This window comes from Massilia sp. 01N417 (genome assembly GCF_056399645.1).
Genome location: NZ_JBFTRS010000005.1, coordinates 159,190 through 178,678, shown reverse-complemented (window position 1 = coordinate 178,678; position 19,489 = coordinate 159,190). Strand labels below are relative to the sequence as shown.

Below are 19,489 nucleotides of genomic sequence, written 5' to 3'. Positions count from 1 at the left end.
GCGGCGGCTACGGTCAATTCGGTCGGGCATTGCGCAAGCGGGCAAGGTCCTGGCTGGCGGCGTAGGCCGATGCGAGTTTTTCGGTCAGCCGCCGGACGTCGAAGCGGCCCGCGTAGCGGCTGCCCTCCCGCAGCTGGTAGCGGATGGTGAGGCGGCCCTGGTCGTCAGCCTCGAGCAGGTAATGGTCGGCCAGCCCTTCGGGTGCAGACGGCGGCGGCATGCCGATGCGCTCCATGAACCCCGTCAGCTCGCCCGTCGCCCGTACGCGCACGGAGAAGGCTTTCGCGCGCACCATGGGATCGTCGGGATCGAGTCCGGCAAGGGCAAGCGCTTGCGCGCGCACTGCCGCGCCGAGGCGCAGCGTCAGTTCGTCGTGGGCGTGCGCCGGCAGTCCGGTGGCGTATCGGACCGCGCCGGGGCCTGCGTTGCCTGGTAGTGCGATGGTGTCGAATAGTGCGGCGACATCTTCGTCCTTCAAGACTTCGCGATAGCCTGGATGGAGCGCAAATATGCCAGGCTCGGCGTCGGGGTCGTCGGCCAGGCAACGCTCGCGCAGTGCCTGGTAGGCGGGGTCGGCTTCGAGTGCCGGGCCGGGAAAGCGCAGCTCCCGTTCGAGTCGCTGGCCATCGTAGTCCGCGATGCGCGCGGCGCGGAACTCTTCGCGGAGCGACTCGGGGGTGGGCCAGCGCTTGTGGTAGGCGGCGAAGACGTTGCAGATGCCGAGGTAGTAGGCCAGGTCGCGCAGGGTGTCCGGCTGGACGAAGGGCAGGTCCAGCTGCGATGTTGAGGCGGCGGCTTTGCTACGCTTTTTTTGAGGGCTCATGGCTGCGCGTCTTCGAGGCTTGATGGAATATTACAGGTCATCTTCTCGATTGAGCACGCGGCACAGCTGCGCGGGCTTCTCGCCTGTTCTACCGCGGAAAACAAAAAAGCGACCTTGCGGTCGCTTTTTCGTTTGAATCTCTGGCGGAGGCGGTGGGATTCGCCTACATCCCGCAGGCCGCCCGCGCGCAAGCATGCGCGCGGCTTCGAATCCCACCCGCAGGGCGCGCAGGCGCCCTGCTCGCCTGTTCTGCCGCGGAAAACAAAAAAGCGACCTTGCGGTCGCTTTTTTGTTTGAATCTCTGGCGGAGGCGGTGGGATTCGCCTACATCCCGCAGGCCGCCCACGCGCAAGCATGCGCGCGGCTTCGAATCCCACCCGCAGGGCGCGCAGGCGCCCTGCTCGCCTGTTCTACCGCGGAAAACAAAAAAGCGACCTTGCGGTCGCTTTTTTGTTTGAATCTCTGGCGGAGGCGGTGGGATTCGAACCCACGATACAGGTTTAAGCCCGTATGCTTCCTTAGCAGGGAAGTGCCTTCGGCCACTCGGCCACGCCTCCAGTCAGCTCTTAACAGTGTTGCTCGTTGTCGCTGAGTGCACGCATATTAATGGCCACACTTCATTTGGTCAAGGAAGCACGGCCAATTTTTTTGAAAAAGTTAAGCTTTCTCCAAGTCAAAAGCTTTATGCAGGGCGCGTACGGCCAGCTCCATATATTTTTCGTCGATCAGGACCGAAATCTTGATCTCGGAGGTCGAGATCATCATGATGTTGATGCCCTCTTCCGCCAGGGTGCGGAACATCTGCGAGGCGACGCCGACGTGGCTGCGCATGCCGACGCCGACCGCCGAGACCTTCGATACCTTCGCATCGCCCACCAGGCGGGTGAAGCCGAGTTCTTCCTTGTTCGCTTCGAGGACGCCCAGGGCGCGCTGGTAGTCGTTGCGCGAGACCGTGAAGGTGAAGTCCGTTTTACCGTCTACCGACACGTTCTGTATGATCATGTCGACCTCGATGTTCGCGTCCGAGACGGGGCCGAGGATGTGGTAAGCGACGCCCGGCTTGTCCGGAACGCCCAGGACGGTGATTTTGGCTTCATCGCGGTGGAAGGCGATGCCGGAGATGACGGCTTGTTCCATGTTGTTTTCTTCCTCAAACGAAATCAGGGTGCCCGAGTTGGCTTCTTCCTCGAGCGGCATCAGGGGATCGGTCAGCGACGACAGCACGCGGGTCGGGACGCGGTAGTTGCCTGCGAATTCCACGGAGCGGGTCTGCAGCACTTTCGAGCCCAGCGAGGCCAGTTCCAGCATTTCCTCGAAGGTGATCTTGTGCAGGCGGCGCGCCTCGTCGACCACGCGCGGGTCGGTGGTGTAGACGCCATCGACGTCGGTATAGATCAGGCACTCGTCGGCCTTCATCGCGGCCGCGATCGCCACCGCCGAGGTGTCCGAGCCGCCGCGGCCCAGGGTCGAGATATTGCCTTCGTCGTCCACACCCTGGAAGCCGGTGATGATCACGATCTTGCCGGCCTCGAGGTCGCCGCGCACGCGCGAGTCGTCGATCGACTGGATGCGCGCCTTGGTAAAGGCGGAGTCGGTCTTGATACCCACCTGCCAGCCAGTGTAGGAGACCGCATCCTTGCCGCGTGCCAGCAGCGCCATCGCCAGCAGGCCGACGGACACCTGCTCGCCGGTCGAGGCGATCATGTCCAGCTCGCGCGGATCCGGCTGCGCCATGATCTCTTTTGCCAGGCCAATCAGGCGATTGGTTTCGCCCGACATGGCGGAAGGGACGACGACGATCTGGTGGCCGGCGTCGTGCCATTTGGCGACGCGCGCAGCGACGTTCTTGATGCGGTCCGTCGATCCCATCGACGTGCCGCCGTATTTGTGGACTATTAAAGCCATGACAGTGGGGATTTCCGCTTGTAAAAGATAGAAGGGGTCTTCAACTCTACATGCTGCGGTGCAGAATCACAATACGTGGTAATGCGAAATCTATACCTAATTGGAATAAGGTAATGCAGAAAGTGCATATTAGCGCTTTCCGCCCACCTTTACAGGGCTTGCCAGCGCAGGGCGATGCGCCCTTCCCCTTGTTTGACGTGTCGGCAATCCATTCCCAGGCCGGCGGCGAACAGCAGGTCGAAACCGGCGCAGACGATCGGCAGGCGCGAACGTTCCCATACCGGCACATTGGCCGCCTGGAACAGCTGTTTCAGGCCGCGGGTCGGACGGTTCGGCGCCAGCTTCAGGCGCTCGCCGCCCTTGCGGAAGTCGATTTCCAGCGGGCGGCCGCGCAGCCAGTCCGCCTCCAGCCCGCTATCGGCCACATCGAAATGCAGCACCCCGCCGTAGTCCGGGAAGGCGATGCTGGGCTCGCCGTTCCAGCGGAAGGCCTGGGCATGTTTGACGATGATGCCTTCGTCGTCGGGGTCGCGCAGGCCGGCCAGGTCCTTCTGCTTCGGCACCAGGTAGAGGCGGTCGCGGTAGCGGCGTGCATCGACTTCCGGATGCGAGACCAGCGGTTGCGCATCCTCGCGCGCCGACAGCAGTTGCGCCACCATCTGCTCCAGCCAGGCGGTCGAGGGCATGCCCAGGTGGCGTACCGAGAACCAGTGGCGCAGCAGGTTGTTGACGCGGTCGCGGCTGAAGTTGCGCAGGCGTGCCAGGTCGAGGCCCTCGTCCACCAGGCAGGCTGCCAGATCCTGTTCGGCCAGCTCGTCCAGCAGGCGCTGGGCCGAAGACGCATGGGCGCCGCTGCGCGCGATGCGGCGCTGGAAGCCCGGGAAGGCCTGGGCCAGCACCGGCATCACCTGGTGGCGCAGCGCGTTGCGGGCGTAGCGGGGATCGCTGTTGGATTCATCCTCGACCCAGGCGATCTGCTGCGCCGCGGCGAACGCTTCCAGTTCGGCGCGCGCCACCGCCAGCAGCGGACGCGCCATCACCAGCCGCTCGTCGCCGAGCAGGGTCGGTGCGCGGTTGGATGCATCCATGCCGGACAGGCCGGCCGGACCGGAGCCGCGCATCAGTTGCAGCAGCACGGTCTCGGCCTGGTCGTCGAGGTGGTGGGCGGTCAGCAGCAGGTCGACGCCATGGGCGCGGCACATCTCGCCCAGCGCCGCGTAGCGCTGCTTGCGGGCCGCCGCCTCGACGCCGCTCTTGCCCTTCTCCACCGTGACGTCCCGATGGTCGAAGGTCACGCCCAGCGCGGCCGCCGCATCCGCGCAATGCGCGCGCCAGGCATCGGCATTCGGGCTCAGGCCGTGGTGGACGTGGAAGGCGAACAGCGGCAGGCCGGCGGCACTGGCGGCCTGGTGCGCCAGATGCAGCAGGACCATGGAATCGAGGCCGCCGCTGAGGGCGACCGCGATGGAGGACGGGGAATGTTCTGCGCGCAGGCTGTCGACCGCCTGCGCAAAGGACGCCGCGGCAAGGGCGGCCGGACCGGCGTCGTCGTCCGGTCCGTTCTTACGGGAACTCACTCTTCGCGCGGCAGGGTTTCCTTGAATTTACCGTAAGCCATCAGCTTCGCGTGACGGGCTTCCAGCAGATCCTTGGTCTTCATGCCCTGGAACTGGCGCAGGGTGTCGGCCAGCGCGCGCTTCAGGCCCTGGGCCATGGCGGCCGGGTCGCGGTGGGCGCCGCCCAGCGGTTCGCTGACGATCTTGTCGATCAGGCCGATGGCCTTCAGGCGGTGGGCGGTCAGGCCGAGGGCGTCGGCGGCGTCGGCCGCGCGCTCCGAGGTCTTCCACAGGATCGAGGCGCAGCCTTCCGGCGAGATCACCGAGTAGGTCGCGTACTGCAGCATCAGCACGGCGTCGCCGACGGCGATCGCCAGCGCGCCGCCCGAACCGCCTTCGCCGATGATGGTGGCGATCAGCGGCACTTTCAGTTCGGCCATGACGTACAGGTTATGGCCGATCGCTTCGGACTGGCCGCGCTCTTCGGCGTCGATGCCCGGGAAAGCGCCCGGCGTGTCGACGAAAGTGAAGATCGGCAGGTTGAACTTCTCGGCCAGCTTCATCAGGCGCATCGCCTTGCGATAGCCTTCCGGACGCGGCATGCCGAAGTTGCGCATCGCGCGTTCCTTGGTGTCGCGGCCCTTCTGGTGGCCGATCACCATGCAGGCCTGGCCGTTGAAACGGGCCAGGCCGCCGATGATGGACTGGTCGTCCGCGAAGGTACGGTCGCCGTGCAGCTCATGGAAATCGGTGAAGATCGCGTTCACGTAGTCCATCGTATACGGACGTTGCGGGTGGCGCGCGATCTGGGAAACCTGCCATGGCGTCAGCTTGGCGTAGATGTCTTTCGTCAGTTGCTGGCTCTTCTTGGCCAGGCGGTCGATCTCTTCCGAGATGTCGACAGCCGAATCGTCCTGCACGAAGCGCAGCTCTTCAATTTTGGAATCGAGCTCGGCGATCGGCTGTTCAAAACTGAGGAAAGTTGTTTTACTCATTGTACCTCCGGGTTGTTCGTGGCCGCGACCGGGATCGACCGGTCCTGCGGCGGCAAGGGCGCTATTCTAACCGGAAATTATCCGGAAATCGGGTCCAAACTGCGCCATAAATACCAAGTGGCAACGGTCCGCCAGGGTTCCCAGTTGGCCGCCACTTCGCGCGCATCGCTGCGCGATACGGGTTCGCCCGAAAAATAATTCTGGCTGATGCCCTGGATCAGGCCGGCGTCGTCGAGCGGGAGGACGTTCGGCCTGAGCAGATTAAATATCAAAAACATCTCCGCTGTCCAGCGGGTGATGCCGCGGATGCGGACCAGCTCGGCGATCACCGCCTCGTCATCCATCTGCGACCACAGGTCGGCATGGACCCGCTTGGCCTTGAAGTGGTCGGCCAGGTCGAGGATGTATTCGGTCTTGCGTTTCGAGAGTCCGCAAGCGGACAATTGCTCCGCGCCGGCCTTGATCACCTGGGCGGGCGTCATCTTCGGACACAGTTCGCGCAGCTTGAGCCAGGCGCCTTCCGCGGCCTTGACCGTGACCTGCTGGCCGACGATCGAGCGGGCCAGGGTCGTGAACGGGTCCGGATGGCCGCGCAGGTGCATGTCGCCGAACTGCGGGATCAGCTTGTTCATGATGCGGTCCCGCTGCATGAGCTCGGCCTTCGCCTCCGCCCAGTAAGGCGGGACGTCGGGCAATGTCGGGGCCGAGCCCATGAGGTCCTTGGAAAGTGCCATGCCGGATCGTGCCGCTCAGGCGCGGCGCCAGTTGGTCGTGCCGTCGGGCTTGTCTTCGAGCACGATGCCGGCGGCCGTCAGCTGGGCGCGGATGGCGTCGGCCTCGGCGAAGTTGCGCGCCTTCTTGGCGGCGGCGCGGCGCGCGATGGCGTCATCGATCGCGGCCTCGTCCATGCCTCCTTCGCCCGGGGTACCGGCGCGCAGGAATTCCTGGGGCGAGCGCTCGAGCAGGCCCAGCACGCCAGCCAGGGCCTTCAGCTGGCGCGCATCCTTGACGGATTTGCTGCGATTCACTTCGGACGCCAGGTCGAACAGCTCGGCCACCGCCAGCGGGGTGTTGAAATCGTCGTCCATCGCTTCGCGGAAACGGAGCGCATGCGCCTCTTCCCAGTCGACTTCGGCCTTCTCGCCGCCAAGGTCCACGTCCGCCAGGGCCGTGTACAGGCGGGTCAGCGCGCTCCTGGCATCGTCGATGTGGACGTCCGAGTAATTCAGCGGGCTGCGGTAGTGGGCGCGCAGGATGAAGAAGCGGATCACTTCGGCATCGTATTTCTTCAGCACGTCGCGAATCGTGAAGAAATTGCCCAGCGACTTGGACATCTTTTCGTTATCGACGCGCACGAAGCCGTTGTGGACCCAGTAATTTGCCATCGGCGGGCCGAAAGCGCCTTCCGACTGGGCGATCTCGTTCTCGTGGTGGGGGAATTGCAGGTCGGCGCCGCCGCCGTGGATGTCGAAGTGCTCGCCCAGCAGCGCGCAGGACATGGCCGAGCACTCGATGTGCCAGCCCGGGCGGCCGACGCCCCATTTCGAATCCCACTTGGCTTCCGCCGGCTCGGATTCCTTGCCGGCCTTCCACAGCACGAAGTCGAGCGGATCGCGCTTGCCGGTATTGACGTCGACGCGCTCGCCGGCGCGCAGGTCGTCCAGCGACTTGCCGGACAGCTTGCCGTAGCCGGAGAATTCGCGCACGGCGTAGTTGACGTCGCCGTCCTCGCCCTGGTAGGCCAGGCCTTTTTCTTCCAGCTTCTCGATGATGGACAGCATGTGCGGCACGTGCTCGGTGGCACGCGGCGCGAAGTCCGGCTGCAGGATGCCGAGGGCGGCGGTGTCCTCGTCCATCGCCTTGATGAAGCGGGTGGTCAGCTGGGACATGGTTTCGCCGTTGTCGACGGCACGCTTGATGATCTTGTCGTCGATGTCGGTGATGTTGCGGACATACTTGACCTCGTAGCCCGAGGCCTTGAACCAGCGGTAGATCACGTCGAACGCCATCATCATCCGGGCGTGACCGACGTGGCAGTAATCGTAGACCGTCATCCCGCACACGTACATGCTGATCTTGCCGGGTTGCTTGGGAACGAATACCTGCTTGTCACGCGCGAGCGTGTTGTAAATCTTTAGTTGGCTCATCGGATGGTGTTCTGGATGGTTGGAGCTTGACGCTCGGACGCACGGCTGCGGGGCAGCGTGCCGGGATGTAACCCTGTCGCGACCGTCAGGACTTGATTCCGCTGTAACTTTGATAAAATCAACAGTCCATCGCAAAGTATAGCATTGATAAAATCCTGACTGGCCGCATATGCCTCAGGTTTATTTTTCTGCAAAAGTCTTGACATCACTTTGCGTTTGCCCACAGAGAGGAAGCCACGATGCACATCACGAAACCGTCCCCTACCCGCCTGCTGGCCCGCGTGGCGGCCGCCGCTGCCGGCGCCCTGCTGCTGTCGACGGCGGCCTGGGCAGCCGATCCGCAGGTCTCGCTGAAAACCACGATGGGCGAGATCGTGCTGGAGCTGAACCCGGAAAAAGCGCCGAAGACGGTCGACAACTTCCTCAAGTACGTCAAGGCGGGATTCTACAAGGACCTGATCTTCCACCGCGTGATCGACGGCTTCATGATCCAGACCGGCGGCATGGACGCCAAGCTGAACGGCCGCAAGACCCGTCCACCGATCAAGAACGAATCGGACAACGGCTTGTCGAACGCTGCCTATACCGTCGCGATGGCGCGCGAATCGAACCCGGACACCGCCACCTCGCAGTTCTTCATCAACGTGGTCGACAACCCCGGCCTCGACTATCCGAACATGAACGGCTCCGGCTATACGGTGTTCGGCAAGGTCGTCAAGGGACAGGAGGTGGTCGACAAGATCAAGGGCGTGCTGGTCGACGACGTGCGCGGCATGGAGAACGTGCCGGTGACACCGGTCGTGATCAAGTCCGCGACCATCCTCAAAGCGCAGTAAAATACGGAACTCTTAACAATAAGGCACAGGACAAACCATGACCACCGTACTCATGACCACCAACAAGGGCAACATCAAGATCGAACTCGACGACGCCAAGGCGCCGAAGACCGTTGCCAACTTCGTTGAATACGTCAACCAGGGTCACTTCACCAACACGATCTTCCACCGCGTGATCAAGGACTTCATGATCCAGGGCGGCGGTTTCGAGCCGAACATGAGCCAGAAGCCGGCCGACAAGACCGTCGAGAACGAAGCCAAGAACGGCCTGAAGAACGACAAGTACACCATCGCGATGGCGCGCACCATGGCCCCGCACTCGGCCTCGGCCCAGTTCTTCATCAACACCAAGAACAACGACTTCCTGAACTACCCGGGCCAGGACGGCTGGGGCTATGCCGTGTTCGGCAAGGTCGTCGAAGGCCAGGACGTGGTCGACCAGATCAACACCGTCAAGACCGGCCGCTCGGGCATGCACTCGGACGTGCCGACCGAAGCGGTGATCATCGAAAAAGCCGAAGTCGTCTAATCCAGTAGTTTAAGCAGTTTATTCAAGCAAGGCGCGTGGGACCCGTCCACCGTTAATCCGATGAACAGTCCCGCGCGCACGCTTGCGCTTTTCATTTCCGACCTGCACCTGCAGGAATCGCATCCGCACACGGCCGAAGCCTTTTTCCGCTTCCTGGCCGAGCACGCCTCCCACGCCGAATCGCTTTACCTGCTCGGCGACATTTTCGAATACTGGGCCGGCGACGACGACATCGCCACGCCCTTCCACCAGCGCGTCGCCGACGCCCTGCGCGCCCTGTCCAACGCCGGCGTGGCGATTTACTGGATGGCCGGCAACCGCGACTTCCTGGTCGGCCGGGACTTCGCCCGCGCCGCCGGCCTGAGCCTGCTGGCCGAACCCCACGTGGCCAGCTTCAAGGGCATGAAAGTTGCCCTGGTCCACGGCGACGCCGAGTGCACCGGCGACCTCAAGTACATGGCCTTCCGCGCCCAGGTACGCGACCCGGCCTGGCAGCAGCAGTTCCTGGCCATGCCGCTGGCGCAGCGCAAGGCCATCATCGCCGGCCTACGCGAAGGCAGCCGCCAAGCCCATGGCGAGAAATCCTACGAGACCATGGACGTCACGCCGGATGCGGTGGCGGCCCTGCACGAAGCCACCGGCGCCGACATCATCATCCACGGCCATACCCACCGCCCCGCCCTGCATGCCGACCCGGCGACCGGCCGGCGCCGCTACGTGCTGCCCGACTGGGAAGTGGATGCCGAACCGGCGCGCGGCGGCTGGATCGCGATCGATGCGGACGGCCGCATCACCCGTTACGGCCTCGACGGCCAGCCGATCTGACACCTGCCTGACAAAAATCCCAGCTTGCATCGAGGGCAACAGTATTCGTACACTGGGCCTTTCGGACTAACTCCTGCCGCGTGCCCGCGCAGCGCGCTACCTCCCCTGAACGAGAACGTTCAACAACTGTGTTGACAGGGTGCGAACTGGTGTTATACTTCACTACAACACCACTTCAATACATCACCGAAGTAGTGCCCCATCAACGAGGAGGCAGACATGGATGTCCAGGCTGCATCGCAAGAACAAGGAGCCGGCAATGACAATCGGCTGGAATGACAATGCGCCGATTTATCGGCAATTGAAGGACCGGGTGATCGGGATGATGCTCGACGGCGTGCTCAAGGCCGGCGATCCGCTGCCCTCGGTACGGCAGATCGCCGCCGAGTACCAGCTGAACCCGATCACGGTCTCGAAGGCTTACCAGGAACTGGTCGACGATAACTTAGTAGAAAAAAGAAGGGGGATCGGCATGTATGTCACTGAAGGCGCCAGCGAAAAACTGCTGGCAAGCGAAAGGGAGCGCTTCCTGCGCGAGGAATGGCCGGCGATGCTGGAGCGCATCCGCCTGCTCGGCCTGGACGTCGACCAGCTGCTCAGCAGCGAGCACGGAGGCCAGGCATGAACGCCGTCCTCTCCGCCCGCGGCCTGTCCAAGCGCTACGGCAAGCGCGTCGCCGTCGACGGCATCGACTTCGAGATCCCCGCCGGCCGCATCGTCGGCCTGATCGGCCCGAACGGTTCGGGCAAGACCACCACCCTCAAGGCCGCCCTCGGCCTGATCCCCTTCGACGGCGAGCTGTCGGTGCTGGGCTTCGACCCGCGCACCCAGCGCGACGACCTGATGCAGGACGTCTGCTTCATCGCCGACGTCGCCATCCTGCCGCGCTGGATGCGCGTAAAGGATGCGATCGACTTCGTGCAGGGCGTACACCCGCGCTTCAACCGCGCCAAGGCCGAGCGCTACATCGCCGCGACCTCGCTGAAGCCGACGATGAAGGTCAAGGAGATGTCGAAGGGCATGATCGTGCAGCTGCACCTGGCCCTGGTGATGGCGATCGAGGCCAAGCTGCTGGTACTGGACGAGCCGACCCTGGGCCTGGACATCCTCTACCGCAAGCAGTTCTACCAGAACCTGCTGGAAGACTATTTTGACGAGCACAAGACCATCGTCATCACCACCCACCAGGTCGAGGAGGTCGAGCACATCCTGACCGACCTGATGTTCATCCGCGAAGGCAAGATCGTGCTGGCCGCCTCGATGGAAGAGATCGGCGAGCGTTACGTCGAGGTGATGGTCTCGCACGACAAGATCAGCGCCGCCAACGCCCTCTCGCCGATCGACCGCCGCACCGTGTTCGGCAAGGCCGTGATGCTGTTCGATTCGGCCGCGCCGGGCAGCGCCTCGCGCCAGCAGCTCGCCGCCCTCGGCGAAACCCGCAATCCCAGCGTCGCCGACCTGTTCGTCGCGACCATGAAAGGAAGCTACGCATGAACACCATGACCATGAAATGGCTGCTCCGCCGCGAGTTCTGGGAGCACAAGGGCTCGATGTTCTGGGCGCCCGCGATCGTCTCCGCGCTGCTGGTGCTGCTGGTCGGCGGCACCATGATCTACGGGATGGCCGTGCACGGCGCGCCCGGCATCGTCCACGTCAACGGCCAGGCCGTGAGCAGCGGCGCCTTCGCCGCGGCGATGCCGGCCGAGTCGCGCGCAATGGTGGCGAAAGTCGCGAGCGGCATGTACATCGCCGCCGGTTCGCCGCTGTTCCTGATCCTGACCTTCGTCGTGTTCTTCTACTGCCTGGGCGCGCTGTACGACGAGCGCCGCGACCGCAGCATCCTGTTCTGGAAATCGCTGCCGGTATCGGACGCCATGACGGTGCTGTCGAAGGCCGTCACCGCGCTGTGCGTGGCGCCGGTGATCTCGATCGCCTTCGCCGTGGTCGCCTCGCTGGCCCTGCTGCTGGTCGGCTGCGTCGCCATGGCGATCGGCGGCGTCCACCTGGGCGGCACCATCCTGACCCAGCCGGACCTCTACCTGCAGCCGCTGCGCCTGGCCGCCCTGCTGCCGGTCTACGTGGTGTGGGCGCTGCCGACCATCGGCTGGTTGCTGCTGGTGTCGTGCTGGGCCAGGACCAAGCCCTTCCTGTGGGCGGTCGGCGTGCCGCTGATCACCCTGCTGCTGGTGAAGTGGATCAGCTACACGCTGGAGAACTTCTCGGGCTCGCCGCTGAACATCATGCCGCTGGCCCAGGAAATCGTCGCCCGCCTGCTGACCGGCATCGTGCCCGGCATCTGGTTCAGCTTCACCGGCGGCATCCCGCCCGGCATGCACCAGAACGCCCAGGGTCCGGACGTGCAGGTCCTGTTCGAAGCCTCGTGGATGACCCTCGCCACCGCCCAGGCCTGGATCGGCGCGCTGTGCGGCGCCGCCATGATCTTCGCTGCGATCCGCCTGCGCCGCTGGCGCGACGAGGGCTGAGGCGATGCTGCGCCCTGCCATCTTCCTGCTGCCCGCCGTGCTGGGCTGCGCCGCCGTCCCCGCCGGGGCGGCGGAACCCGAGAAGGACGACACGCGCACCGTCCACGTCAACGCCATCAGGAACCCCGAGCTGCACAGCTATCGCGCGGTGGTGGCCGGACTGGACAAGTTCGACGAGCTGCATGCGCTGGCGCCGGATGTGCCGCAGCTGCGCTTCCAGGTTGAAGCGCGCAGCGGCAAGGCGCTGGGCGACGAGCCGCTGGTGGCGCGCATCGCCGCCGACGAGTTCTCGATTCCGCTGAGCCTCGACCAGGACCTGCGCTTTACGGTGCCGCGCAACGAGGCGGCCTACGACGCCAAGGCCGAGATGGTCCTCAACCGCAAGAAGCGCCAGGCCCGTTTCCAGACCTATGTGCGCAGCCCGGGGCTGGCCGACAACCGCTACCGGATGGGCGACGTCCGCCTCGATTGCCAGGTCAAGATCGCGATTGCCAAGGAAGAGATCCCGTTCTGGGTCAATGGCCTGATCAACGGCTTCCTGCTGACCACCGACTGGTGCTCGTGGTTCAAGGGCGAGACGCCGAAGGGCGGCGACCGGACCTGGTCGCACGATGCGTCGGCAAAGCTGAGCGCGGCCACCCTGCGCGACGGCGAGCGCAGCATGGCGCTGAAGACCGAGGGCAAGCGCTTCAAGCTGCCGATCGGCGATACCAGCTGGAGCAATGACGCGATCGTCGAGCTGGAATTCGCGCCGCCGGCCGCGAAGGATACGGCGCCGTAAGGTCCGGACTTATTCGAACTGCTGGCGGAAGGCAGCGAACTGCGCCTTGAGTTCGTCGATCTCGCTGCGCAGCGCGGCCACTTCCTGCTCCAGCGGGCCGATACGGCCGCCGGACGCCGCACCCGATCCAGCGGAAGCGCCGCCCGCATCCGCGCGCGCGACGTCGATCTCGCCGCCCAGCAGCTGGCCGTAGCGCGGCTCCTTGGTGCCGGGCGCACGCTCCAGGCGCACCACCAGGGGCGGGTATTTATCGATCAGGAACTGCAGCGCGCTCTCGGCCTCGGCCACCGACTTGAACTCGTGCAGGCGGCCGCTGCGGGTGCGGATCTCGCCGGCGGTCTGCAGGCCGCGCAGCATCAGCACGGTCAGCACCGCCACCTTGTCCTGCTCCAGCGACCACTTGATGCGCATGCGGTGTTCGTACTTGATCACGCGCGCGCCGGCCTGGGACATGCTGCCCACCAGCTTGCGCTGCATGAGGCGCTGCAGGGTGTCGTGGACCACGTCCTCGGACAGCTGCATGACCGGATCGCGGCTGGACAGCTGGTTACAGCCGTTCATCACCGCGTTCAGCGACATCGGGTAGTTGTCCGGCGTGAGCGCTTCTTTCTCGGCAAGCACGGCCAGTACGCGGATTTCGTTGGGATCCAGATCCGATGCGGGGTCGAAGCTGCCGGGGATATCGCTGTTTTCGCTCATCTGCTCATCTGCTCATTCGAGTAGTTTCAGTTACTCATTCGACCAGGCGATTCAACTGCGCCTGGTCGAGCTTGTCGTTTTCTGCGATGCCGGCGCAGGAGATGCCGGCCGCCTTGATGGTCGAGCACAGGCGCTCGATCTGTTCGTCCTGCTGGGCCACGTGGTTGATCAGGTTGCGCAGGGCCTTCGACAGCGGATCGTCGCCGTTCGGCGTGACGCCGTAGGCCGCGAACATCTGCGCGCTCCTTGCCTGGTCTTCCTTGCGCACGATGTGGGCCGGGTTGCCGACCGCAGTGGCGCCGCCGGGCACCGGCTTGACCACCACCGCGTTCGAACCGATCTTCGCGTACTCGCCGACCGTGAAAGCGCCCAGCACCTGGGCGCCGGCGCCGACGATCACGCCGCTCTCGAGCGTCGGATGGCGCTTGGTGCCGGCCACCAGGGTGGTGCCGCCGAGCGTGACCCCTTGGTAGATGGTGCAGTCGTCGCCGACCACGGCGGTTTCGCCGATCACCACGCCGAAGCCGTGGTCGATGAAGACCCGGCGACCGATGGTGGCGCCGGGGTGGATCTCGATACCGGTAATGATGCGGGCGATGTAGGAGATGAAACGGCCCAGCCATTTCAGGCCGGCCTGCCAGCAGGCATGCGCCCAGCCATGCATGACGACCGCATGCAGGCCGGGGTAGCAGGTGAGCACCTCCCAGCCGTTGCGGGCGGCCGGGTCACGTTCGATGATGCTCTGGATATCTTCGCGCAGCTTGGAAAAAAACATAGGCCGAATGGTAGCTTATTCAGCCGGTATTTGCTTATGCCGCCGATGATTTGCCGTCGTTCCTGGCATTGCCCGGCACGACGAGTGTTCTTATTGCTTCGGCTCCAGCGCCAGGCGCTGGCGGCGTGCCTCGTACAGGCAGACGCCCGAGGCGACCGAGACGTTCAGGCTCTCGACCGAGCCGAACATCGGGATGCTGACCAGCATGTCGCAGGTTTCGCGCGTCAGGCGGCGCATGCCCTCGCCTTCCGACCCCATGACCAGCGCGGTCGGGCCGGTGAAGTCGCCTTCGTACAGGCCCTTGTCGGCGTCGTCCGAGGTGCCGATCAGCCAGATGCCGCGGTCCTTCAGGTCGCGCATGGTGCGCGCCAGGTTGGTCACGGTGATGTAAGGCACGGTTTCGGCCGCGCCGCTGGCGACCTTGGCCGCGGTGGCATTCAGGCCGACCGAACGGTCCTTCGGCGCGATCACGGCATGCGCGCCGACGCCGTCGGCCACGCGCAGGCAGGCGCCCAGGTTGTGCGGATCGGTGATGCCGTCCAGGATCAGCAGCAGCGGCGGACCGTCCACCGCATCCAGCAGCTCGTCCAGGTTGCGCGCCAGCGAGAGCTGGCTGGCGAAGGCGATCACGCCCTGGTGGCGGCGGGTGCCGACGATCTTGTCGAGGCGCTCTGCATCGACCGGCATCACGCGCACGCCGTGCTGCTTGGCGTGGGCGATCAGGTCGGTCATGCGGCGATCGTTGCGGCCGGCGTCGACAAAGATCTCTTCCACCGATTGGGCTTCGTGGCGCAGCCGCGAAGTGACCGCGTGGAAGCCGAAAATCATTTTATTTTTCATTGATGCTTACTTCTTTTTACTGGTTTTGGACGTGGCCCTGGGGGCCTTGGCGGCGCTCTTGCGGGGAGCGCTCTGTTTTGCTGCGGCCTTCGTTGCGGCCGGCTTCGTTGCCGGCTTCGCAGCCGGCTTGTCGGCCGCTTTCTTCGGCGCGCGCTTGGCGTTCCGGCGCGTCGGCGGCACGAAGACGATGTCGTCCTCGCTCTCGTCGCTGGCGCTGAAATCCGGCGGCACCGGCGGATCGCCTTTCATGCCGTGCACCTGCTGCGGCGAGGCCGGCACGGCGCCGGCGGCGTTCGCGGCCTGCCTTGCCTTGCGGCGGCGCGGCGGCTTCGGCTCCATCGCGTCGAGCGCGGCGCTGCGGGCCCGCTCCAGCGGCGCCGGCGTGCCTTTCTCGGCCTTGGTTTCGGCCAGCACCAGGTCGATCTTGCGCGCTTCGAGGTCGACGCGCGCCACCTGCACGGTCACCTGGCCGGTCAGCGCGTACACCTGGCCGCTGTTCTTGCCGCGCAGCTCGTGGCGGGCTTCGTCGTACTCGAAATAATCCTGGCCCAGGCCGGTCACGTGGACCAGGCCCTCGACGAACAGCTCGTCGAGCTGGACGAAGATGCCGAACGGGGTCACGCCCGAGATCACGCCGGTGAATTCCTCGCCCAGGCGGTCCTTCATGTAGTAGCACTTGAGCCAGTTCTCGACGTCGCGCGAGGCTTCGTCGGCGCGGCGCTCGTTGGCCGAACAGTGCACGCCCAGCGCGTCCCAGACCGTCAGGTCCTTCGGATCCTTCTGCGTGCCGGCGGCCTTGTCCTTGGCCTGCTGCTTGCGGGTCGCGTTCGACACCGTGGTGTTCAGCCTGGACAGGTCGATATTCGTGGGCTCGTACTTCTTGCCCAGCAGGACAGCCTTGATCGCGCGGTGGGTCAGCAGGTCGGGATAGCGGCGGATCGGGCTGGTGAAGTGAGCGTAGTGCTCATAGGCCAGGCCGAAGTGGCCGACGTTGTCCGGGCTGTAGACCGCCTGCTGCATCGAGCGCAGCAGCATGGTCTGCAGCAGGGTCGCGTCCGGACGCTCCTTGATCTTCTGCATCAGTTCGGCATAGTCGCGGGCTTCCGGCTTGTTGCCGCCGCCCAGGTTCAGGCCGACCTGCTTCAGGAAGGTGCGCAGCTGGTTCAGCTTTTCCTCGGTCGGCACCGCGTGGATACGGAAGGTGCTCGGCTGGTCGTGGCGGATCAGGAAGTCGGCCGCGCAGACGTTCGCCGCCAGCATGCATTCCTCGATCAGGCGGTGCGCGTCGTTGCGGGTGCGCGGGATGATCTTTTCGATCTTGCCCATCGCATTGCAGACGATATAGGTCTCGGTGGTCTCGAAGTCGATCGCGCCGCGGGACTGGCGGGCCTGCAGCAGCGAACGGAATGCTTCGTTCAGGTTCAGCAGGTGCGGCACGATGCCGGGACGGCGCCCTGCTTCCGGACCGCTGGTATTGCCGAGGATGGCGGCCACTTCGTTATAGGTCAGGCGCGCCGCCGAGTGCATCACGGCCGGATAGAACTGGTAGGCCGTGACTTCGCCGGCGGCGGTGACGACCATGTCGCACACGAGGCAGAGGCGGTCGACGGCCGGGTTCAGCGAGCACAGGCCGTTCGACAGCTTCTCCGGCAGCATCGGGATCACGCGGCGCGGGAAGTAGACCGAGGTCGAGCGCTCGATCGCGTCGCCGTCGAGACCGTCGCCCGGCCTCACGTAGTGGCTGACGTCGGCGATCGCCACCAGCAGGCGGTAGCCTTTGGCGCGGCCGATCTTGACCGGTTCGCAGTAGACCGCATCGTCGAAGTCGCGCGCGTCTTCGCCGTCGATGGTCACCAGCGGCACGTCGCGCAGGTCGACACGGTCGGCCAGGTCGCTGTCGCGCACTTCGTTCGGCAGCTTGTTGGCCTGCTTCAGCGCGGCCGGCGAGAACACGTGCGGCACGCCGAATTTGCGGACCGCGATCTCGATCTCCATGCCTGGGTCGTCGAGCTCGCCGAGCACCTCGACCACCTTGCCGATCGGCTGGCGGAAGCGCGAAGGCTGCTCGAGCAGTTCGACGCTGACCACCTGACCCGATTTCGCCTTGCCCGGCGAGCCCTCCACCAGAATATCCTGGGAGATGCGCTTGTCTTCGGGGGCGACGATCCATACGCCGTTTTCCTGCAGCAGGCGGCCGATGATGTGGGTATTCGCGCGCTCGGTGACTTCGACGATCGTGCCTTCGGGACGGCCGCGGCGGTCGGTGCCGACCACGCGCGCCAGCACCTTGTCGCCGTGCAGGACCTTCTGCATTTCCTTATCGGGCAGGAAGAGGTCGTCGCCGGGTTCGTCGGGAATCACGAAGCCGAAGCCGTCGCGGTGGGCGCTGACGCGGCCCGAGATGAAGCTCGAATGGTCCGTCAGTGCGAACTGGCCGGCGGGATTCGAGCGGATCTGGCCGTCGCGCTCCATCGCATTCAAGCGGCGCGTGAGTACGCCTTCCGCTTCGGGATCGACTTGCAGGGCACGTGCCAGCGCGCCGCTGTCGAGCGGCCCCTTGGCATCGCGGAAAACGCCGAGAATCTCCTCGCGGCTTGGAATGGTATAGGTTGGGTGCTTCAAATCGTCTTCTATTCTTGTTGAGCCTGTGGCGCGCCGGTGCATTGCAAGCGGCGCAATATTGGTTGGATTGACACCTTGACAGGCGTAGTGTAACGGAGGACCGGGGTATTCGCCTAACGCCGCCCTTCCAAGCGTGCTGCGGGATCCTGCCGAGGGGACTTTGACTTTTGCCATTCATCCGCTATACTTTCGCTCTCTTCGCAAACGGCACAGCCAAAAGCGAGGATGCTGCGAAGGATGCGGCCGGCGCAAAAACCAAACGAAAGTTGGTCTAGCGCAAATCGGCAAAGCCTGATATCGTAGCGGAATTCGACGGCAACGTCGAGCGATGATTGCAAGACCCGGCCCACGTGGCGGAATTGGTAGACGCGCATGGTTCAGGTCCATGTGCCGCGAGGTGTGGGGGTTCGAGTCCCTCCGTGGGCACCAAAGCCGGTCTTGCAGGATTCATGGTGGTTGATATGCCCACGTGGCGGAATTGGTAGACGCGCATGGTTCAGGTCCATGTGCCGCGAGGTGTGGGGGTTCGAGTCCCTCCGTGGGCACCAAAAGCTACCTTGTTGTAGGCTGTACTGTTGTACCGGTTGTTTGTTATGCCCACGTGGCGGAATTGGTAGACGCGCATGGTTCAGGTCCATGTGCCGCGAGGTGTGGGGGTTCGAGTCCCTCCGTGGGCACCAAATGCTACCGTCGTTGTTCGTTGTACCCTGTTGTTTGATATGCCCACGTGGCGGAATTGGTAGACGCGCATGGTTCAGGTCCATGTGCCGCGAGGTGTGGGGGTTCGAGTCCCTCCGTGGGCACCAAATGCTACCGGCTTGTAAAAGCCTCCGGCTCATCGCAAGATGATCCCCGGCGCAAAACGCCGCAATCTTTGCAAAAGGATTGCGGCGTTTTGCGTTTCTGCGTTCTGCGCATCCGCGGCCGCTCAGTGGGTCGCCAGGTCGTCCAGGATCGGGCAGTCCGAGCGCTGGTCGCCGTGGCAGGAATGGGCCAGCGTCTCGAGGGTGCGCTTCATGGCCTGCAGTTCCTCGATCTTGCGATTCAGTTCGGCGATGTGCTGCTGGGCCAGGACGCGCACGTCGGCGCTGGCGCGTCCCTGGTCGCGCCACAGGGCGAGCAGGTCGGCGATCTTCTCCAGCGGGAAGCCGAGTTCGCGTCCGCGGTGGATGAACTGCAGCATGCGGACTTCCTGCTCGCCGTAGACGCGGTAGCCGGAGGCCGTGCGCTTTGCCGCCGGCAGCAGGCCGATCGATTCATAATGACGGATCATCTTGGCCGATACGCCCGATGCCTGCGCCGCTTCGCCGATATTCAACATCTCGCCTCCTTCCATGTTTGCCACAGAATACACCTTCCCATCGTGGGAAGGTCAAGCCCCGCTTCCATGCTTGACTTGGGGCGCCGGGCAGGTCAAGCTCGGCATATGTCGAAGACGCTTCTTATTACCCTGCTTGGCCTGGCCCTGGCCAGCCCCGCCGTCCTGAACGCCGCGCCCGCGCCCTGGTACCAGTGGCGCAGCAAGAGTACCGGCGCCCTGGCCTGTTCGCAGACACCGCTCGGCCCGGGCTGGGAGAAATTCGCCGGGCCCTACCGCGACGCACGTTGCGAAATACGCAAGACCGAGAAATAATGTAAAAAGCAAAACATTGAGTACGCCGCAGGAAAACCAA

Annotated in this window: 19 protein-coding genes and 5 tRNA genes; 12 read left to right on the top strand and 12 right to left on the bottom strand. The window is 64.5% G+C overall.

The features are described 5' to 3' along the window. Positions 1 to 13: 13 nt before the first annotated feature. From AC1DOQ_RS07715 to cysS, 7 genes are all read right to left on the bottom strand, one after another. Positions 14 to 823, bottom strand: a complete 810-nt coding sequence (locus AC1DOQ_RS07715; protein ID WP_477361837.1) for a hypothetical protein — start codon at positions 821 to 823, stop codon at positions 14 to 16. A gap of 463 nt (positions 824 to 1,286) precedes the next feature. Next, positions 1,287 to 1,380: transfer RNA gene (locus AC1DOQ_RS07710), tRNA-Ser, on the bottom strand. Between the two features lie 100 nt (positions 1,381 to 1,480). After that, positions 1,481 to 2,728 (bottom strand): aspartate kinase, encoded by a 1,248-nt coding sequence (locus AC1DOQ_RS07705; RefSeq protein ID WP_477361835.1) that lies wholly within the window; start codon positions 2,726 to 2,728, stop codon positions 1,481 to 1,483. A gap of 149 nt (positions 2,729 to 2,877) precedes the next feature. Next, positions 2,878 to 4,305, bottom strand: a complete 1,428-nt coding sequence (gene tilS / locus AC1DOQ_RS07700; protein ID WP_477361833.1) for a tRNA lysidine(34) synthetase TilS — start codon at positions 4,303 to 4,305, stop codon at positions 2,878 to 2,880. Further along, positions 4,302 to 5,279, bottom strand: coding sequence for an acetyl-CoA carboxylase carboxyltransferase subunit alpha (locus tag AC1DOQ_RS07695; protein WP_441933827.1), 978 nt, complete (start codon positions 5,277 to 5,279; stop codon positions 4,302 to 4,304). The genes tilS and AC1DOQ_RS07695 overlap by 4 nt, the downstream gene beginning before the upstream one ends. 77 nt (positions 5,280 to 5,356) lie before the next feature. After that, positions 5,357 to 6,013 carry a DNA-3-methyladenine glycosylase family protein gene (locus AC1DOQ_RS07690; protein WP_477361831.1) on the bottom strand — a complete coding sequence of 219 codons (657 nt, stop codon included), beginning with the start codon at positions 6,011 to 6,013 and terminating at the stop codon, positions 5,357 to 5,359. A 15-nt stretch (positions 6,014 to 6,028) separates the two neighbouring features. After that, a complete protein-coding gene (gene cysS, locus AC1DOQ_RS07685) occupies positions 6,029 to 7,426 on the bottom strand; it encodes a cysteine--tRNA ligase (protein WP_477361829.1) in 1,398 nt (465 codons plus the stop codon). A 239-nt stretch (positions 7,427 to 7,665) separates the two neighbouring features. On the opposite strand from cysS, the gene AC1DOQ_RS07680 reads away from it, so the two are divergent. The 7 genes from AC1DOQ_RS07680 (at position 7,666) to AC1DOQ_RS07650 (ending at position 12,880) form a co-directional block, all read left to right on the top strand. After that, complete coding sequence (locus tag AC1DOQ_RS07680) at positions 7,666 to 8,262, top strand: peptidylprolyl isomerase (RefSeq protein ID WP_477361827.1); 597 nt, start codon at positions 7,666 to 7,668, stop codon at positions 8,260 to 8,262. Positions 8,263 to 8,299: 37 nt separating this feature from the next. Further along, entirely contained in the window at positions 8,300 to 8,791 is a 492-nt protein-coding gene (locus tag AC1DOQ_RS07675) for a peptidylprolyl isomerase (protein WP_477361825.1), read from the top strand. A 60-nt stretch (positions 8,792 to 8,851) separates the two neighbouring features. Then, the gene (locus AC1DOQ_RS07670) at positions 8,852 to 9,616 is read left to right on the top strand and encodes a UDP-2,3-diacylglucosamine diphosphatase (RefSeq protein WP_477361823.1); all 765 of its coding nucleotides are present in this window, start codon (positions 8,852 to 8,854) and stop codon (positions 9,614 to 9,616) included. A gap of 259 nt (positions 9,617 to 9,875) precedes the next feature. Further along, positions 9,876 to 10,241 carry a GntR family transcriptional regulator gene (locus tag AC1DOQ_RS07665; protein ID WP_477361821.1) on the top strand — a complete coding sequence of 122 codons (366 nt, stop codon included), beginning with the start codon at positions 9,876 to 9,878 and terminating at the stop codon, positions 10,239 to 10,241. Then, the gene (locus tag AC1DOQ_RS07660) at positions 10,238 to 11,110 is read left to right on the top strand and encodes an ABC transporter ATP-binding protein (RefSeq protein ID WP_477361819.1); all 873 of its coding nucleotides are present in this window, start codon (positions 10,238 to 10,240) and stop codon (positions 11,108 to 11,110) included. Before AC1DOQ_RS07665 ends, AC1DOQ_RS07660 begins: the two co-directional genes overlap by 4 nt. Then, the gene (locus tag AC1DOQ_RS07655; RefSeq protein ID WP_477361817.1) at positions 11,107 to 12,099 is read left to right on the top strand and encodes a hypothetical protein; all 993 of its coding nucleotides are present in this window, start codon (positions 11,107 to 11,109) and stop codon (positions 12,097 to 12,099) included. The genes AC1DOQ_RS07660 and AC1DOQ_RS07655 overlap by 4 nt, the downstream gene beginning before the upstream one ends. Positions 12,100 to 12,103: 4 nt before the next feature. Beyond that, positions 12,104 to 12,880, top strand: a complete 777-nt coding sequence (locus tag AC1DOQ_RS07650; protein WP_477361815.1) for a hypothetical protein — start codon at positions 12,104 to 12,106, stop codon at positions 12,878 to 12,880. A gap of 9 nt (positions 12,881 to 12,889) precedes the next feature. Here AC1DOQ_RS07650 and AC1DOQ_RS07645 read toward each other — a convergent pair whose 3' ends face one another. From AC1DOQ_RS07645 to rnr, 4 genes are all read right to left on the bottom strand, one after another. Then, a complete protein-coding gene (locus AC1DOQ_RS07645; protein WP_477361813.1) occupies positions 12,890 to 13,579 on the bottom strand; it encodes a YceH family protein in 690 nt (229 codons plus the stop codon). A 34-nt stretch (positions 13,580 to 13,613) separates the two neighbouring features. Further along, entirely contained in the window at positions 13,614 to 14,354 is a 741-nt protein-coding gene (gene cysE / locus AC1DOQ_RS07640) for a serine O-acetyltransferase (RefSeq protein WP_477361811.1), read from the bottom strand. Positions 14,355 to 14,444: 90 nt separating this feature from the next. Further along, positions 14,445 to 15,194 (bottom strand): 23S rRNA (guanosine(2251)-2'-O)-methyltransferase RlmB, encoded by a 750-nt coding sequence (gene rlmB, locus AC1DOQ_RS07635; RefSeq protein WP_477361809.1) that lies wholly within the window; start codon positions 15,192 to 15,194, stop codon positions 14,445 to 14,447. Positions 15,195 to 15,200: 6 nt separating this feature from the next. After that, positions 15,201 to 17,858, bottom strand: coding sequence for a ribonuclease R (gene rnr, locus AC1DOQ_RS07630; RefSeq protein ID WP_477361807.1), 2,658 nt, complete (start codon positions 17,856 to 17,858; stop codon positions 15,201 to 15,203). Positions 17,859 to 18,160: 302 nt separating this feature from the next. On the opposite strand from rnr, the gene AC1DOQ_RS07625 reads away from it, so the two are divergent. From AC1DOQ_RS07625 to AC1DOQ_RS07610, 4 genes are all read left to right on the top strand, one after another. Continuing rightward, a tRNA-Leu gene (locus tag AC1DOQ_RS07625) sits at positions 18,161 to 18,245 on the top strand. Between the two features lie 34 nt (positions 18,246 to 18,279). Beyond that, a tRNA-Leu gene (locus AC1DOQ_RS07620) sits at positions 18,280 to 18,364 on the top strand. Positions 18,365 to 18,411: 47 nt separating this feature from the next. After that, positions 18,412 to 18,496 (top strand) — tRNA-Leu (locus AC1DOQ_RS07615). A 41-nt stretch (positions 18,497 to 18,537) separates the two neighbouring features. Continuing rightward, positions 18,538 to 18,622: transfer RNA gene (locus AC1DOQ_RS07610), tRNA-Leu, on the top strand. A gap of 122 nt (positions 18,623 to 18,744) precedes the next feature. On the opposite strand, the gene cueR is transcribed toward AC1DOQ_RS07610, so the two are convergent. After that, positions 18,745 to 19,137: a Cu(I)-responsive transcriptional regulator gene (cueR, locus tag AC1DOQ_RS07605; RefSeq protein WP_477361805.1), complete on the bottom strand. Its 393-nt coding sequence runs from the start codon at positions 19,135 to 19,137 to the stop codon at positions 18,745 to 18,747. Between the two features lie 105 nt (positions 19,138 to 19,242). Here cueR and AC1DOQ_RS07600 point away from each other — a divergent pair, with 105 nt between their 5' ends. After that, positions 19,243 to 19,449 (top strand): hypothetical protein, encoded by a 207-nt coding sequence (locus tag AC1DOQ_RS07600; protein ID WP_477361803.1) that lies wholly within the window; start codon positions 19,243 to 19,245, stop codon positions 19,447 to 19,449. The last annotated feature ends 40 nt before the right edge of the window (positions 19,450 to 19,489 follow it).